The sequence below is a fragment of the Ruminococcus sp. 1001136sp1 genome, assembly GCF_039841815.1.
Classification (GTDB): Bacteria; Bacillota; Clostridia; order Lachnospirales; family Lachnospiraceae; genus Blautia_A; species Blautia_A faecis.
Genome location: NZ_JBDPGY010000007.1, coordinates 149,047 through 167,274 on the forward strand (window position 1 = coordinate 149,047; position 18,228 = coordinate 167,274).

Genomic DNA, 18,228 nt, shown 5'->3' on the forward strand with positions numbered 1-18,228 from the left:
GTTTTTTAGCCTCTCTGATTTTCAGGTGTAAATATTCAGGAGTGATTAATCAATGGTAGCTTAAGTTCAAATTTGGTTCCATACCCTTCTTTGCTCTCTATACAAACCCCATATTTTTCTCCATATTTCATACGTATCCTCTGGTGTATATTTCGTATTCCAATCCTGCGGTTATCAATTTCCGATATATTCAGATCCTCAATGAGAATTGCAAGTTGTTCCTCAGTCATTCCGGCACCATTATCTTCTATGCAAAATAAGAATTCGTCTTTCTTTTTTTTCACAGAAAGTTTTATTAATGCACCATGAGGATTTTCTCCAAAAGCATGCATAATACAATTTTCCACAATAGGTTGAAGCAGCATTTTGAGCATATAATAACCTTCAATTTCCTCTGTTATCTCATATTTAACCTGAAGCTCTCCTTCATATTTTCTGGTAAATAGTTCAAGATAGCTCTGAATATATTGAAGTTCCATTCCAATAGGCACAATCTCCTCATAATTGTATAAACTGTATCGTAACATCTTGCTTAAATCCACTATAATGTCATTGGATTCTTCTACATTTCCATACACTATTTCTGTTTGCAGCTGCTGCAAAGTATTCATAAGAAAATGAGGATTTATCTGAGACTGCAGAGAATAAAGCCTGAATTTATTAATCAGAATCTGGGACTTATAATCCTTATCAATAAGAGAATTAAGTCGCTCTAAAAGTCCGTTAAATCTATTTGCAATCTGCTCCAGTTCTTTATAATGATATCCTTCTGTCTCCAGAATCAGCTTTTGCGAATCTACTTTTTGTATATTGTCCATCAGTTTCTGAATGGGTCTTTTTATAGAACCACTGACTCTAAATGTAATCAGAAGATTCAACACCAAGCTGCATAAAATAATCAATATCAAAAGCCAGATCATAGTACGAGTATGTCGGAAAATTTCAGACTGAGGAATGTAAGACACCAACTTTAATCCCATAGAGGTTGTCTGAAAGCTTACAAAATGTTCTTTTCCATCTACCTTAGTCCAAAAGCTTCCAGTTTTTTCCCTCTTCATGATCTCACGGTCTCTCTCTGACACCTTGAGCATACTTCCAATATCGGAATTATCACTTCTGCTCATGATAACTCCCTCTTCATTTAAAATTGCAACTTTTCCATTTTCTTCATAATTACTGGCACCCAAAACCTCTGCCAACTGTGTAATGTCAAAGTTATAGATCAATGCTCCTGATACTTTTCCTTTGGAATTTTGCAGCGCAAATGAAATAGAAAAAGTTTTGTTTTTGGCTGTAATTGCCCTTTTTTTACTATAAAAATCCTGATTATGAAGTCCTAAAATATGAACATATACATTCCCGGTTGTATCCTTCGCCTTCTGGTACCATTCCTTAGACCAGTAATCATAATTTGCAGCCAGACCGTCCTGACCTATTGTTGTAAAGTAATAGCCATTGTCTGAAATCACTAAAATATCCTGTACTACCGAATTAAAAAGATCTGTTTTTTTCAGAATGTTATTCAATTCTCTGTTTACATCCAATTTATCCTGAATGGACATATTGGATTTACTGAATTTGTTCCAAAGATCACGGTAACTGGAAAAGCTGACCATTTGAGATGCAATATCATTAAATGTCTTATCCAGAGTATACACTGCCTGCTCTGTGATCATTTCACTGCTATCTTCTACCTTATTAATCAAAACCCTGGTAGAAATTCCAAGCATACAAATTCCAAACACCAAAAGCAGTAATGTATTGCAGATCAGATAATAATTTTGTACTGCTCCAATTAAAGAAGAATCTTTTTTTCTTTTCTTAAACATCTTTCATCACCACTTTTAGTGTACCACAGATTTAATTTTTCAGAACAAAATCTTTTTAATATTAAAAATGATCTTATTTATCCCTTTACGGCCCCTGCTGTCAGCCCCTTAATGATATTTTTCTGCATCAGCAAATAGAACACAACCACTGGAAAAATAGCAACTACAGACAAGGTCATAAATCTTGGCCAATCCACACTAAACTGTCCCTTTGCCCTAAAAATCTCCAAAACAATGGTACCTTTAGAACGAGTACTAAGGAAGATATTCGGAGCAATAAAATCGTTCCAAATCCACATTGTATTAAAGATTACAGATGTTGAAGTAATTGGTTTCATCAGTGGAAATACAATTCTGAAAAATACCATTGGAATGCTGCAGCCATCTACAATTGCAGCTTCCTGAAGCTCTCTTGGAATACTCTTCATGTAACCCACTGCAAGAAAAACCGTAAGTGCCGAACCGTTACAGTAGAAAATAATCATTCCAGCAACAGAATCAATGAGATGTAGAGTTTGCATCACTTCAAATAAGGACAAAAGAATTGCCTGGAAAGGAACCAAAAAACCAATCATCAGATAAATAGTAAATGCTTTATCCAGCTTACTTGCACGAAAAGCCAAAGGATATGCTGCCATTTCACCGATTACTACAATGGCAAGTACGGAGCAAACTGTAATTACTGCTGTGATTCCAAATGCACGATAAATCTGAAGATTTGTCAGAATGTCTTTATAGTTATCCAAAAACAACTGTGTAGGAAAAGCCGTAGGACTGAAAGACATCTCAGACATTGTTTTAAAGGTATTAATTACCATATAATAAAATGGATACAGGAATATAATACAGATCGGCAATAAAACAAGATCTGACAGATAAAATTTTTTCTCACGAATTTTTTTCTTCTTTTTCATGATATGTCTTCCTCCCTCTTACTCATTGCCATATATTGAATACCGGCAATCAACGCAACAATAATAATGAAAATCGTTGCCAGTGCCGTGGAAGCTCCATACTGCTTTTCTGACAAACCACGCTGAATGATAACCTGTGTAACAGTATAGTTGGAATATCCAGGACCTCCCTTTGTCAACGCATAAGGAAGATCATAAACCTTCAGTCCATTTGTAAGAAGCAGAAGAGTATTTACTGTAAGTCCAGGTGCGAGCAAAGGAAATGTGATCTTTGTAAACTGTTGCCAGCGACTTGCACCATCAATTGCTGCCGCTTCATAATATTCGTTTGGAATTGCCTGAAGATAGGCAAGATAAATAGTCGCATACCATCCTGTGCTTGTCCATACTGCGACTAATATAATACTAATTTTTGCCCCCCATTCTGTTGCTGTAAAACCAATAGGTCCTGCTCCAAATACTGCAAGTAATGTATTAAGTGCACCTGTTTTCATTGGGGAGAGAATATAACCCCAGATATAACCAAGCAAAAGGCCACTGACAATGGATGGGAAAAAGAAAACTGCACGTTCTACAGATTTCATTTTTGTATTTCGGTCCAGAAATACTGCCAGTGGAATAGCAAGAAGATTGATCAGAATCATTGTACAAAATGTATAAAAAATAGTATTAAACAAAGAATGTCTCATCATCTGATCTTTAAAAACACCGATAAAATTTTTCAATCCCACAAAATTATACTCATGGCTGATTCCATTAAAGTCTGTCACGCTATACATAATTGTTTTTACCAGCGGAATAATTGTAAACAAAGTAAAAGCAATAAATGCCGGTAAAAGAAATATTTCGTACTGAATTGCTTTTTTTAACTTCTTATTTTTCATATTTCTCCTCCAATTAAAATCCCCACAGCCGCTACCAGGAACATTTTTACCTGGCAGCGAACCGTGGGGTGTTTTCAATACACTTATTCAGCAGAAACTTCTGCCAGTTTGTCATCCAGTCTGGATGCGGCCTCTTCTGGAGTAATTGTTCCGGCCATACAATCCTGTAAGCTCTGTACATATGTCAGTCTTAATGATTCTGTATAGGAAAGCCAGTCTGCCATTGGAATATAATATTTTCCTTCTTTAACGCCTTCTACAGCATCTGTAATCTGTGCAGGAAGATCTGGTGTATATCCTTCTGCAATTGTAAAACCTCCATAGCCCTGATACTGTTTTTCAAGTCCCTCAGGAGATGCAGCAAAATCAAGAAATGCTTTTGCCAACTCTATATTTTCACTTGCAGAGTTGATACAAAGCCCTACATTTACTGCACCACAATAGTAATCTTCAGATGTTCCTGGTACCGGAATGCATTTGTAGTTCATATCTGGATTAATAGAATTAATGGTATCAAGGTTCCAGGAACCACTAAGAATCATGCCAACCTGACCGGTTGCAAATGCCGTAACAATTTCATCACTTGTAGAGCCAAGAAGATCAGAGCTTAAATATCCTTTATCAACAAGTTCTTTCCACATTGTAATTGGCTCTGTCCAGGTATCTTTAAAAGTCGTTTTTCCATCATAAATATCCTGTACAACGGTAGGATTCTTAGAAACCACCTCTGATCCATATAACGGAGCAGTGAAGTTTACTGCTGCATCCTGACAGTTATCCATAATTGGAGTAATTCCTGCATCCTGCAGTTTCTGACAATCTTCCAGAAGTTCATCCCATGTAGTTGGATCACTTTCAATTCCAGCCTGTTCAAACAGATCCTGATTAACAAGGATTCCACCTACCCAGCAGTCAACTGCCAACGCATAGGCTTTTCCATCTTTTCCATATGTAGTTTTTACAGAATCTGGAATAGTTCCGTCTGTCATATAACTTTCATCAGAAAGATCAAGGCAATAACCACCTTTAATCAAGTCTTCTCTGTTCTCAAGAGCCATATAAAAGATATCCGGACCTGCCCCTGAATATAATAGAGTTGAAAGCTTCTCAACATAATCCTGAACTGGCGGTGAATACTGGAAATCTACGTTCACATTTGGATATTTCTCCTTAAATGCTTCCAGTACCGGTGCTGCTTTTGTCTCATCGTACCAGGATAAAATGGTAAGTGTTCCAGATAAATCGGAATCGGCCTCCGCTGCTGATACCGTCATTCCAGAGAATGCTGACATTACCATACTTGCAGCAAGTGCTGCAGCCCACATTTTTCTTTTCATTTTTTTAACCTCCCTTTTATTATTCTTCTTTGTTGGTATATTCAGAATACACTTTTCCTGAATATTTTTAAATGTATTTTCTTGCAAAGTACTTTAAATATGTTGCACTTTTTTCTAATTTACGAAAACAGCTTGACATTTAAAGAATCAAAAGAATAATATAGTGTTAAACATTCGTGTTGCCATTGGCGCTATCGACATATATATAAAACAGAGAAATGAGGAATTTTATGGAAAAATCAACAGTATATTTCACCGACTTCCGCTGCAAAGTCGGCACAAGCCAGCTGGACAAGCTGAAAAAACTGTGCATTGCAGCCGGAATCAAAAACATTGATATGGATGGTAAATTCGTGGCCATCAAAATGCATTTCGGCGAACTTGGAAATCTTGCTTTCCTGCGCCCCAATTATGCAAAAGTAGTAGCCGATCTTTGTAAGGAGCTTGGCGGAATGCCGTTTCTTACTGACTGTAACACCCTTTATCCGGGAAGCCGCAAAAATGCCCTGGAGCACATGGATTGTGCGAATCTGAATGGTTTTAACACCATCACTACAGGCTGCCAGATCATTATCGGTGACGGACTTCGCGGTACTGATGATGTAGAAGTTCCTGTAGAGAATGCAGAGTATTGTCCAACTGCCAGAATCGGCCGTGCTGTAATGGACGCTGACGTATTCATCAGTCTTACTCATTTCAAGGGACATGAAGCCACCGGTTTCGGCGGCGCAATCAAGAATATTGGTATGGGCTGCGGAAGCCGTGCAGGAAAAATGGCTCAGCACAATAGTGGTAAACCAGTTATCGAAACAGACCTTTGCCGCGGCTGCAAACGCTGTGCAAAGGAATGCGGAAGTGACGCTATTACATATCCTGAGAAAAAAGCGGTCATTGATTATGATAAATGTAAGGGCTGCGGTCGTTGTATCGGTGCCTGCAGCTTTGATGCAATTCACAACCCACACAGCAATTCCAATGAGCTTCTCTGCCGTAAGATGACAGAGTATGCACAGGCAGTCTGTCATGGACGCCCATGCTTCCATATCGCTCTGGTTCAGGACATCAGCCCTAACTGTGACTGCCACGGCGAAAATGATGCTCCTATCCTTCCGGATATTGGAATGTTCGCAAGCTTCGATCCCATTGCTCTTGATCAGGCCTGCGTAGATGCATGTCTTGCTGCGGAGCCAATCCGCAACAGCCAGCTTGGTGACAACCTTGCGAAACCGGAATGGCATTGCCACCACAACCACTTTATGGATTCCAATCCGAATGTAGAGTGGGAAGCAACTCTGGATCATGGTGAGAAGATTGGACTTGGAACAAGAAGCTATGAACTGAAGAGAATTTAATTAATAAACAGCTGCCACATTATCAAAACACTTTGAACAATGCGGCAGCCGTTTAACTTTAACCTTTTTTTGCCAGATACCTTTTAATCAAAAAGGAGCAGAAATATGGAAATGTATAAATGCCATTTTCTATTCCCACATTGCTGTCAGCCAGTTTTATTCCCCACTTAATATCGCTGTAACTTTCATTATCAATCAGTTTTCTTAAAGATTTTGAGCGATTTTTATTTGCCTTTACTTCAACCGGAACCAGTTCATCTTTTGTCCTGACAAAAAAATCTTCTTCCAAAGTTGCATTTTCTTTTTTGTAATAATATAATCCTAATCCTTGCTTCAGAAACGCCTCTGCAACGAAATTTTCATATAAAGCCCCCTTATAAACACCCATATTTTTATTTGCACGTAAATCTTCCTGCGCTTCTTCATCTAAAGAGGCAATTAGCAGGCCTGTGTCTGGATAGTACAGCTTAAACTTCAATTCATCATAATTTCCTTTTAACGGCAATTCCGGATATTCCAGACAGTAGCAGACAGAAACAACTCCCGCATCCTTAAGCCAGTCAATACAGCCCGAATACTCTCTGCTTCTTGCGTTTTTCTCAATTTTACTTAACTGGAATTTTTTATTCTCTTTTGCCAGCTGTACCGGAACGCTTCGATATACACTGGCAATCTTCGTTTGGTCTAACCCTTCTGCATATTTTCTGATATCTTCTTCATAATCTAATTGAATCTGATGCTGAATTTCCAAAGTATCAGAAAATGTATTCGTTTCTATATATTGTCTGATCACTGCTGGCATGCCCCCAAGCACGCAATATTCAAGAAACAGTTTTTTGTAAACAGACAGCTCCGTATCAGAAAATGCTTTCCCAGAACACATATGTTCCAGGATCTGTTCGATGTGTAAATCTGAGTAACCCTTTGCCCAGAGAAACTCCTCAAAATCCATGGAAAACATTTCGTAATCTGTTTTATAGCCAACGCTATTGCTGTGGATCTTTTTATAGTTAATTCCAAGCAGAGATCCACTGCAAATTACATCAAATCTTCCATCCAGCTTAAAAGCCTTCAAAGAAGTGGCAATATCCGGAAATTCCTGTAGTTCATCAAAAACGATCAAAGTTTTTCCTGCAATAAATTTTTTAGATGGGTCTATGAGGGATATATTTTTTATAATATTTTCCACGCTATATCCGTCACTTAATATAGTTTTATACTGCCCCTCCAGCACAAAATTTATAAAAACTATATTCTCATAATTTTCACTTGCAAAATGAACAATAGATTCCGTTTTCCCAATCTGTCTTGCACCTTTAATGATTAGCGGAAGCCTGTTTTCTTTATCCTTCCACTGTCTTAAATAACTATCTACCTTTCTCCTAAAATACATAGCCTCACCCCTTCTAAAAAATCTATCACGTTTTATAAGCTTTTATTCGCAATTTTCTCACGTTTTTCATTACTATTTTAACACAAAAATCACGTTTTATGTGTATTAAATTATTTAGATCTATATCCTCTTTCCTTGCAACCGCAATCAGACCAGGCAAAAAGCCGCAGAGAAACGTTGCAATCTATCAACATTTCCCTGATTTTCCTGGCGGCAGTCATTCCATCCATAAATTTCATCTAAATATCCATTAAAGTTAAAGGTTCCCAGATACCAGGCAAGAGGCACCGCAAGCATATAAACCAACACACGGACCAAACATGCTCTGGCTTGTAACTTATGAAAAATATAGTATAATTGAGATAACCATTTCGTTTATACTAATAAACTCAGACTGGAGTACCTGATATGAAAAATAATTTTTCTGCCAGTTCCAGCATTGTCAGTCTTTTTTCCTGGTCAGTGCGGCACTGGAAACAATTACTGGCGGCAATTGTAATACTAAGCGCGATTGTCTTTGCCGGACATAAGCTTTATCTTTTTTATCCTTACCTGAATCTGCCCCATGTAACTGCTGCCGATCTGGACATCCTTGATCTGGAGGATTGCGACAAGGTGATGTTTGTGGCGCACCCAGATGATGATTTGCTCTGGGGTGGACGGCACTTGATTGAAGACGATTATCTGGTAGTGTGTATGACCCGTGGAAATGATCCGGTTCGAAGCGCAGAATTTAAATCCGTAATGGAAGCTACCGGGGACAAATATCTGATTCTTTCCTACCCGGACAAAATCGGAAAAGATCGCAGCAGCTGGAACTACTGGAAAAAAGATATGGAAGCAGATATTACCACCGTTCTGAACTATAAAGATTGGAAACAGGTTGCCACTCACAACGCAGACGGCGAGTACGGCCATCACCACCACCAGATGACTCACCAGCTTGTAGCAGAAGCCTATAAAGAGACTGACTGCAATGCTGATTTCTATTCTTTTGGAACGTATTATGTAAACGACAAGGTTCCCTACGACCTTGAAGAAATGCCTAAAGATCTTTATATACAGAAGCGCAAGCTGGCAAAGCTCTATGTCAGTCAACGGACTACCGTAAGGAAAATGTATCATATGCTGCCCTATGAGCACTGGCAGAAAATTACGATTGAGAAATAAAGGATAGCACCAGAGCCTGTTTAAACGCAGATAAGCATTCCCTCGCTTCAAGTGCGCGGGGCACTAAGCTGCAGATGAGGGCGAATGCTTATCTGCGTTCAAATTTACTGCAACGGAAAAGCTGCATCCACACCAACCTTTTCAGGTTCTGGCATGGATACAGCTTTTATTATTTCTTATAATCTTTTTCGCAAAATAAATTTGCCCTTATTTATTTCTCAGCAGCCTCGCTCTTGGTTACAGTAACCTTATCCAGATGCCAGATATCATCTACATACTCCTGGATGGTTCTGTCAGAGGAGAATTTACCACTGCATGCAGTGTTCAGAAGCGCCATCTTCGCCCACTTCTTCTCATCCTTGTAAGCTGCCTCCACTCTCTTCTGAGCCTCAGCATAGGATCTGAAGTCTCCGAGAATGAAATACTGGTCTGCTCTGGAGCAGTTCTTAGTGTTCAGAAGAGAATCATAGATATCTCTGAACAGCTCTGTATCGCTGGAGAAGGTTCCATTGATCAGCTGCATCAGTACCTGACGGATCTCAGCATCTGTGTTGTAGATAAAGTCTGGATCGTATCCGCCATGGTTCTCATAGTTAATGATCTGGTCAGCGCTCATACCGAAGATGAATGCGTTCTCCTGACCAACTTCCTCAACGATCTCTACGTTTGCACCGTCCATGGTTCCAAGTGTAGGAGCACCGTTCAGCATGAACTTCATGTTACCTGTACCGGAAGCCTCTTTACTTGCAGTAGAAATCTGCTCGGAAACATCTGCTGCTGCAAAAATCAGCTCAGCATTGGATACTCTGTAGTTCTCAATAAATACAACTTTGATCTTGCCATTAATAGACGGATCGTTGTTTACAACATCTGCTACGCAGTTGATCAGTTTGATGATCTTTTTCGCACGCTCATATGCTGCAGAAGCTTTTGCGCCAAAGATGAAGGTTCTTGGATAGAATTCCATCTCCGGATGTAATTTAATCTGGTTGTACAGATAAATTACATGAAGGATATTGAGAAGCTGTCTCTTATACTCATGAAGTCTCTTAACCTGTACATCGAAAATGGAGTGAGGATCAACTTCAACACCATTGTGCTCCAGAATATATTTTGCAAGACGCTGTTTGTTCTGGAATTTAATATTCATAAACTCCTGAAGAGCCTTCTCATCGTCAGCATATACCTTCAGCTTGCTGATCTGGGAAAGATCTGTGATCCAGTCTGGTCCAATATGGTCTGTGATCCATGCAGCAAGATTCTGGTTTCCGTGAAGAAGGAAACGTCTCTGAGTGATACCGTTGGTTTTGTTATTAAATTTCTCTGGCATCATCTCATAGAAATCTTTTAACTCCTGATTCTTCAGGATTTCTGTATGAAGTCTTGCAACACCATTTACAGAGAAGCCTGCAACGATTGCAAGGTGAGCCATCTTAACCTGTCCGTCATAGATGATTGCCATCTTTTTGATTTTCTCATAGTTTCCAGGATATCTGTTCTGTACTTCAATGATGAAACGACGGTTGATCTCTTCGATGATCTGATATACACGTGGAAGAAGTCTGGAAAACAGCTCGATCGGCCATTTCTCAAGAGCTTCAGCCATAATGGTATGGTTGGTGTAAGCAACACATTTGGTAGTTACAGCCCAGGCATCGTCCCAGCCAAGACCTTCCTGATCCATAAGAAGACGCATAAGCTCTGCAACTGCCATAGTCGGATGAGTATCGTTCATCTGGAATACGACTTTCTCGTGGAGCTTCTTAATATCATTATGTGTTTTCTTATATTTCTCGATTGCAGCCTGAATACTTGCAGATACGAAGAAGTACTGCTGTTTCAGACGAAGCTCTTTACCGGACATTTTATTGTCGTTCGGATAAAGAACGTTTACGATATCCTTTGCGAGGTTCTCCTGCTCAACGGCTTTCTTGTAATCACCTTTGTCAAAGGAATCAAATCCAAATTCTTCGATAGCAGCTGCATCCCAGATACGAAGTGTATTTACTACATTGTTCTCGTATCCAACGATCGGCATATCGTATGGAATAGCCTTTACAGCCTGATATCCTTCATGGATGAATTTGTTCTGACCGGTTGCCTGGTCATATTCAACTCTTACATATCCGCCGAAGTGTACCTCTTTTGCGTACTCCGGACGACGAAGTTCAAATGGATAGCCTTCCTCAAGCCATGCATCCGGAACCTCAACCTGGTATCCGTCTCTGATTTCCTGTTTGAACATACCATAACGGTAACGGATTCCGCAGCCATATGCACTGTATCCAAGTGTTGCAAGGGAATCAAGGAAGCATGCTGCAAGTCTTCCAAGACCGCCGTTTCCAAGTGCTGGATCCGGCTCCTGATCCTCAAGTGCATTGATGTCGATTCCAAGCTCTTCAAGAGCTTCTTTCACTTCACCGTATGCGCCAAGGTTTAAAAGATTGTTTCCAAGGGCACGTCCCATAAGAAATTCCATAGACATATAATATACGATTTTCGGATCCTGCTCTTCATAAGCATTCTGTGTATCAAGCCAGTTATCGATGATTACATCCTTCACTGTGTAGCTTACTGCCTGGAAAAGCTGCTCCTGAGTTGCCTCTTCAAGCTTTCTGCGGTAAAGAAACTTAACGTTGTCTTTTACACTTTTCTTGAAGGTTTCTTTGTCAAACTGTTTGTCAATCATTTTGTTCCTCCTGTTGTATGTTTCATTAACATCTGCCCTGAAGCTCGCGGCAAATGCAGTGAACTGTAACATGATTTATCTGATACTGCGCAAAAGGTTCTGAAATTCAGAACCTTCCACGCAACACCTTGCTTATTATAAAGTAAAAATGTCGCAAAACATAAAACCAAAAGTGAAATTACTATTAAATCAGAGCTTTGTAACGCCAAGAGTTACATGCTCTTTATTAATATTCCACTCTTTTACATAACCCTCTTTCTCGCCATAAACGACTTCCTCAGCCAGAACTTCAGATTTGATCTCAGCCTCGTTTGCCTTCATGGTCTCGATAATCTTGTCATTATCTTTTACAGATACACGGATCTTATCCATAACCTCAAAGCCAGCCTCTTTACGCATGGTCTGTACTTTACTGATGATTTCGCGGACAAATCCCTCTTCGATCAGCTCAGGTGTCAGGTTGGTATCCAGAACAACTGCAGTCTCGCCTTCTGACTCTGTTACATAACCTTCTGTCTGTGCCGTCTCGATGAGCAGGTCTTCCTCTGTAAGCTCAACCTTGTTTCCATCGATATCAAGTACAAGTACACCGTTTGTTTTCAGCTCGTTCATAGCCTTGCTTCCGTTGATCTGGGCAAGTGCAGTACGGATTCCGCCAAGAAGCTTGCCGTATTTCGGGCCAACTGTACGAAGCTGTGGTTTGAAGCTGTAGGAAATGAAGGATTCCACATCATCTGCGAATTTCACTTCTTTTACATTCAGCTCGTCTGCAATAATGTCTGTGAAATATTTATCCATCACCTTCGGAGCTTTTACATACATGGTTCCGATTGGCTGACGGTTCTTGATGTTTGCTGTGTTACGGCATGCACGGCCAAGAACAACAACATCCAGAACTTCTTCCATGTTTTCTTCCAGATCTTTATTGATCCACTCTTCCTTTACTTCCGGGAAGTCGCAGAGATGAATACTCTCCGGAGCTGTTTTGTCCAAAGATCTTACCAGATTCTGGTAAATATCCTCTGTCATGAACGGGATCATCGGAGCTGCTGCCTTGGCAACTGTTACCAGTGCTGTGTAAAGAGTCATATAAGCATTGATCTTATCCTGCTCCATGCCCTTTGCCCAGAAACGCTCACGGCAACGTCTTACATACCAGTTACTCATTTCGTCTACAAAGCCCTGAAGTGCTCTTGCAGTCTCCGGAATCTTATAGTCGTTCAGATCCTCGTCAACAGTCTTTACAAGTGTATTCAACTTGGAAAGAAGCCACTTGTCCATAACCGGAAGCTTGTCGTAGTCAAGTGTATATTTGGTAGCATCGAAGTTATCAATATTTGCATAAAGTACAAAGAATGCATAGGTATTCCACAGTGTACCCATGAATTTACGCTGTCCTTCCTGAACAGCCTTGCCATGGAAACGGTTCGGCAGCCATGGTGCACTGTTAATGTAGAAATACCAGCGGATTGCATCTGCTCCGTAGGTTTCAAGTGCATCAAACGGATCGACTGCATTTCCTTTGGACTTACTCATCTTCTGTCCATTCTCATCCTGTACATGTCCCAGAACGATAACGTTCTTATATGGAGCCTTATTAAACAGAAGAGTAGACTCAGCAAGAAGAGAATAGAACCATCCTCTTGTCTGGTCAACAGCCTCGGAAATAAAGTTGGCCGGGAACTGCTGTTTGAACAGTTCCTGATTCTCAAATGGATAATGATGCTGTGCAAATGGCATTGCTCCGGAATCGAACCAGCAGTCAATAACCTCCGGTACACGGTGCATGATGCCGCCGCACTCCGGACACTTCATGGTAAGCTCGTCAATGTATGGGCGGTGAAGCTCTACTGTCTTGGCGCGCTCGTCACCAGTTTTCTCATAGAGATCCTGACGGCTTCCAACAGATTCCATATGACCGCAGCTGCACTCCCAGATATTCAGTGGAGTTCCCCAATAACGGTTACGGCTGATTCCCCAGTCCTGAACGTTCTCAAGCCAGTCGCCGAAACGTCCTTTACCGATGCTCTCCGGGATCCAGTTAATGGTGTTGTTATTGCGGATCAGGTCATCTTTAACAGCTGTCATTTTGATAAACCAGGATTCTCTTGCGTAGTAGATCAGTGGTGTATCACAACGCCAGCAGTGTGGGTAATCATGCTCAAATTTCGGAGCATCAAACAGCTTGCCTTCTTTTTCAAGATCAGCCAGTACCATTGGGTCTGCTTTCTTAACAAACACGCCGGCATATGGTGTCTCAGCAGTAAGATCACCCTTGCCATCTACAAACTGTACAAACGGAAGGTCATATTCACGTCCTACACGGCTGTCGTCTTCACCAAATGCAGGAGCGATATGAACGATACCGGTACCATCACTCATGGTAACGTAGTTATCACATACGAGATAATGCGCTTTCTTGCCCTTGGATGCTACATAGTCACCTGTGCATTTAAACAGTGGCTCATATTCCTTGTATTCCAGGTCTTTTCCTTTATAGGTTTCCAGAACCTCATATGCAGGCTCTTCTTCCTTTGCAAGCTTGCCAAGTACTTTGTCAAGAAGTGCTTCTGCCATATAATAAGTGTATCCGTCTGCTGCTTTTACTTTACAGTAAGTCTCATCCGGATTTACGCAAAGTGCAACGTTAGAAGGCAGTGTCCACGGTGTTGTGGTCCATGCCAGGAAATATGCATCCTCTCCAACCACTTTGAAACGTGCGATTGCAGAACGCTCTTTTACTAATTTATAGCCCTGGGAAACCTCCTGGGATGAAAGCGGGGTTCCGCAGCGTGGACAGTAAGGAACGATCTTGAAGCCTTTGTATAAGAGGCCTTTGTCCCAGATTTCTTTCAGTGCCCACCACTCGGACTCAATATAATTGTCCTCGTAAGTTACATATGGATGCTCCATGTCAGCCCAGAAACCAACTGTTGAGGAGAAATCCTCCCACATTCCTTTGTATTTCCAGACACTCTCTTTACACTGCTGGATGAACGGCTCCATACCGTATTCCTCGATCTGCTCTTTTCCATCCAGACCAAGCTTCTTCTCTACTTCAAGCTCTACCGGAAGACCATGGGTATCCCATCCAGCCTTACGCGGAACCATGTAACCCTTCATTGCGCGGTATCTTGGAATCATATCCTTGATAACACGCGTCAGCACATGGCCGATATGCGGCTTGCCGTTTGCAGTTGGCGGTCCGTCATAGAATGTGTAAGTCGGGCCTTCTTTACGGTTTTCCATACTTTTTTCGAAAATATGATTTTCTTTCCAGAATTCTTCTACTTTTTTCTCGCGATCTACGAAATTCAGATTCGTGTCTACTTTCTGGTACAAAGCTTTTTCCTCCTTTAAAATTATCAGTCGATTGCTGTTGGGATTTCCTGTTACATAAAGAATCCTGCCTGCAGGATTCTCCGTCTGCATAAAAAAAGCTCTCATCCTGCAAAAGGACGAAAGCTGTCAGCACTCGTTATACCACCTGTTACATTGTACAGGCTTGCACACGCAGCCGATACACGCTCCCTGTAACGGGGGAATTCCGTTATCTCCTACTTGTTCCTTCAGAGATAAAACTCCGGAGTGATCTTCGGCTGAATCTACTTGCGGCGGGCTTACACCATCCCCGTCTCGCTGAAAAGATTGCTGCTGTCTGTGTCTGCACAACCTTAAACGTTCAAAATCAGCTTACTGTCTCCATCACAGTCTTTAACTATTCTGTTTCCTGTCTATTATAAGGGTCTGAATTTCTATATGTCAAGTGTTTTTCCGCTGAAAAAATGGGGAGAATAGGGGAAAATAATGCTGAATTTGTGGATTTTCCGGGGTGCTGTGAACAATTCACACTCTTTTAATAGTTTTACATAAAGAAAAGTGGTATAATGCAATTACGTATTGGGAATTTTATGTACTATTTTAAGAAAGGATTTTATATGATCAGGAAAAATCTTCATATGAAAATAAAGCGGATTTTCTGTGGAATCCTGACAGCAGCAATGCTGCTTGGGCAGACGGGCGCTGTCTGGGCAGAAGCTACAGACACTGCCAGCGAATCTCCCACTCCTACTCCGGATCCGCATACCGAATATTATGCACAGGCAGCTGATACCGATTCCATTGAGGGTTGGCCGGAGGGTCCTAAGATTGAGGCGCAGTCAGCAGTTCTCATGGACTTAAATACAGAGGCGGTCCTGTATTCCAAGAATGCTAATACTCAGCTTTACCCGGCCAGTATTACCAAGCTTCTCACCTGTCTTCTTGGATGTGAGAACCTGGACGTGAACGCGCAGCTTACCCTTTCCCAGCAGGCGGCTTACGGAATTGAAGCGGGAAGCTCCACCATTTATGGTGATGCCGGAGAGGTTTTTACAGTTGAACAATGTCTTATGGCACTGATGCTGGAATCAGCCAATGAAATGGCACTTGGTATCGGAGAAGAGGTTTCCGGTTCTGTGAAGAAGTTTGTAGAACTGATGAACACCAGAGCCCAGCAGCTTGGATGCAAAAACACCCATTTTAATAACCCTAACGGACTTCCTGATGAGACTCATGTAACCACCGCAGGCGACATGGCAAAGATAGCCAAGGCTGCATGGCAGAATCCACTTTGCAGGAAATTTTTCACCACAGATCTTTATGAAATTCCGCCTACCAATATTTTTACAGAAACCCGCTATCTGCTCAATCATCACAAAATGATGGCTGGCAGGGATTACGCCTATGATGGTGTTCTGGGTGGAAAAACAGGCTACACAGATGCTGCCGGTGCTACTCTGATCACCTATGCCAAGCGTGGAAATATGACCCTGGTTGCAGTTGTGATGAATTCCGTAAATGGCGCCTGGGCTGACACAAAGAGCCTTCTGGATTACGGTTTCGACAATTTCGAATGTAAAAAAATGAAAATCAGCAAGAATCCTGTCCCGAAGAAAAATCTTCCAAGTGAACAGTATCTGCTGAATAATTGCGGAAATACTTATCCATTCTACTACACAAAAAATGTATACGTGACCGTCCCCACAGGAACAGACCTCAGTGTTCTTACCAAGAAACAGGCCATTCTTTCCAACGCTGTGGGACCATTGAGATTAAAGAGCAAGTATTATTTCAATGGCCAGATGGTTGGATGGGGAATGCAGTATGAACGGTCGATCATGACCAGTCTGCTGACAACACCGACTTTATAGAATAAGGGCTAAGAATGAAAACTGCATTACGCATTTTCGTTCTTAGCCCTGTATTATTGTAGTTCCTCTACTTTACACAATATTCTTTTATCTCTTTATTCGAAATGCTCCTATTACTACAATTTCATTTCTCAACTCTTATACCAGAATTTCAGACATTTCACCGTAATATTTGAAGGATCTGCTATTAGTTTTCCTATATTCAGCTTCATGGTTTTTGTCTTTCCCGGTTTTATATTGACCTTAAAGGTTTTGGTGCGGGTCATTTCTTCATTAATGGTCATGGTAAATTTCAGCTTCACTTTTGTGATGGTACTTTTGGATTTATTGGTGAAGCGGGTTGTGTAAATGGTTTTGCCGGAATCCGGATAATATTTATAGCCTTTCACTTTTACCTGAAGCTGTTTCAGTTTTGGCTTGGGGGCAGGCTTTTTGCCGACGATCACGGTTATGGTTCTCCGCTTGCCATTTACCAGGGCACTTACCTTGGCAGTGCCAGGCTTCTTTGCGATCAGGAATCCTCCGGCTGCATCAACGATCTTTTTATTGCTGGATTTCACTTTCTTGATGGTGATGCTTCCACCGCCGGTTTTGAAAACATAATTGGAAAACATGGTGGTATCCCCCACCTTCAGGGAGATGGAGCTGGAAACAGTTATGACTGTTTTCGCTACTGTGAAGGTCACCTTTTTCGTCTGATTTCCATATTTAAAAACGAAATCCGCCGAACCTGCTTTTGCAAAATATACGCTCACCTCAAAGCTGTCATTGGATTTTGGAGTAATGCCTGTAACCTGTGCCACTGATGAATCCGAAATACTTACAGAATATTTGGACGAATCCTTATTTGAATAAAAAACATAAGGATCGTCAACCGTTACCAGGAACATTCCTGTGGTTTTATCGTAATTGTTTTCCGGCGGATAAATGGCAATATCTGCGTTTTTGCGATTTTCCCGCACATTTACAGTGATGGAAAAATCTACGTTCTGCTCACTTGGAAAACTATCATAATTTACAAATATTTCCATCAATTCCATTTCATCAGATTTGGAGAACGTGGCTGAGCCCTGCAGCACCGTACCTCCGTTTGAATATAAGGGAATGCTGTCGTCATCCAGATACACGCTTGCCCTGCCTGGCGTCAGACTGGAGCTTTGAAAAGTCATAGTCACATCTACCTTGTAATCCATGGAGTCTTCATGAGGGATCTGATAGCCGATATAATAGCGGAATTCGTCTCCATCCCACACATTCATGCTGCCCATTCCGCTGAGTTTAAAACCATCCGAGGTAACTTCCTTGGTGATAGCCGCCTGCGCCCGCAGCGGACCAAAGAGAACCATCAGCAGTGTTACAAAGAAAAATGTCAGAATGTATTTCCCAAACCTGTAAAAATAATTTCTTAAACTCATAAAAACCCCTCCTTTTTTATACGCTGTTGTTGTATTACTTATAATCAGCATAT

Annotated in this window: 11 protein-coding genes; 3 read left to right on the forward strand and 8 right to left on the reverse strand. The window is 41.1% G+C overall.

All coding sequences use genetic code 11. The annotated features are described in order from the left end of the window. Positions 1–35: 35 nt before the first annotated feature. The 4 genes from ABHC48_RS08110 to ABHC48_RS08125 form a co-directional block, all read right to left on the reverse strand. Entirely contained in the window at positions 36–1,829 is a 1,794-nt protein-coding gene (locus ABHC48_RS08110) for a sensor histidine kinase (RefSeq protein ID WP_187565249.1), read from the reverse strand. A gap of 77 nt (positions 1,830–1,906) precedes the next feature. Further along, positions 1,907–2,743, reverse strand: a complete 837-nt coding sequence (locus ABHC48_RS08115) for a carbohydrate ABC transporter permease (RefSeq protein ID WP_187565250.1) — start codon at positions 2,741–2,743, stop codon at positions 1,907–1,909. Continuing rightward, on the reverse strand, positions 2,740–3,627 hold the full coding sequence (locus tag ABHC48_RS08120) for a sugar ABC transporter permease (RefSeq protein WP_272066960.1): 888 nt from the start codon (positions 3,625–3,627) through the stop codon (positions 2,740–2,742). Before ABHC48_RS08120 ends, ABHC48_RS08115 begins: the two co-directional genes overlap by 4 nt. A gap of 83 nt (positions 3,628–3,710) precedes the next feature. Further along, positions 3,711–4,964: an extracellular solute-binding protein gene (locus ABHC48_RS08125; RefSeq protein WP_187565252.1), complete on the reverse strand. Its 1,254-nt coding sequence runs from the start codon at positions 4,962–4,964 to the stop codon at positions 3,711–3,713. A gap of 230 nt (positions 4,965–5,194) precedes the next feature. Between ABHC48_RS08125 and ABHC48_RS08130 the strand changes: the two genes are divergently transcribed. After that, a complete protein-coding gene (locus ABHC48_RS08130) occupies positions 5,195–6,316 on the forward strand; it encodes a DUF362 domain-containing protein (protein ID WP_187565253.1) in 1,122 nt (373 codons plus the stop codon). A 58-nt stretch (positions 6,317–6,374) separates the two neighbouring features. On the opposite strand, the gene ABHC48_RS08135 is transcribed toward ABHC48_RS08130, so the two are convergent. Continuing rightward, positions 6,375–7,709: a DUF4143 domain-containing protein gene (locus ABHC48_RS08135; RefSeq protein WP_272066961.1), complete on the reverse strand. Its 1,335-nt coding sequence runs from the start codon at positions 7,707–7,709 to the stop codon at positions 6,375–6,377. A 408-nt stretch (positions 7,710–8,117) separates the two neighbouring features. Here ABHC48_RS08135 and ABHC48_RS08140 point away from each other — a divergent pair, with 408 nt between their 5' ends. Beyond that, positions 8,118–8,879 carry a PIG-L family deacetylase gene (locus ABHC48_RS08140; protein ID WP_272066962.1) on the forward strand — a complete coding sequence of 254 codons (762 nt, stop codon included), beginning with the start codon at positions 8,118–8,120 and terminating at the stop codon, positions 8,877–8,879. A gap of 211 nt (positions 8,880–9,090) precedes the next feature. On the opposite strand, the gene ABHC48_RS08145 is transcribed toward ABHC48_RS08140, so the two are convergent. Together ABHC48_RS08145 and ileS are read right to left on the reverse strand one after the other, a co-directional pair. Further along, on the reverse strand, positions 9,091–11,565 hold the full coding sequence (locus tag ABHC48_RS08145; RefSeq protein ID WP_334285685.1) for a glycogen/starch/alpha-glucan phosphorylase: 2,475 nt from the start codon (positions 11,563–11,565) through the stop codon (positions 9,091–9,093). Between the two features lie 192 nt (positions 11,566–11,757). After that, positions 11,758–14,910: an isoleucine--tRNA ligase gene (gene ileS / locus ABHC48_RS08150; RefSeq protein ID WP_272066964.1), complete on the reverse strand. Its 3,153-nt coding sequence runs from the start codon at positions 14,908–14,910 to the stop codon at positions 11,758–11,760. A 617-nt stretch (positions 14,911–15,527) separates the two neighbouring features. Here ileS and ABHC48_RS08155 point away from each other — a divergent pair. After that, the gene (locus ABHC48_RS08155; protein ID WP_227200623.1) at positions 15,528–16,760 is read left to right on the forward strand and encodes a D-alanyl-D-alanine carboxypeptidase family protein; all 1,233 of its coding nucleotides are present in this window, start codon (positions 15,528–15,530) and stop codon (positions 16,758–16,760) included. A gap of 131 nt (positions 16,761–16,891) precedes the next feature. Here the strand turns inward: ABHC48_RS08155 and ABHC48_RS08160 are convergent, their stop codons facing one another. Continuing rightward, the gene (locus tag ABHC48_RS08160) at positions 16,892–18,175 is read right to left on the reverse strand and encodes a hypothetical protein (RefSeq protein ID WP_204452502.1); all 1,284 of its coding nucleotides are present in this window, start codon (positions 18,173–18,175) and stop codon (positions 16,892–16,894) included. Positions 18,176–18,228: the final 53 nt, after the last annotated feature.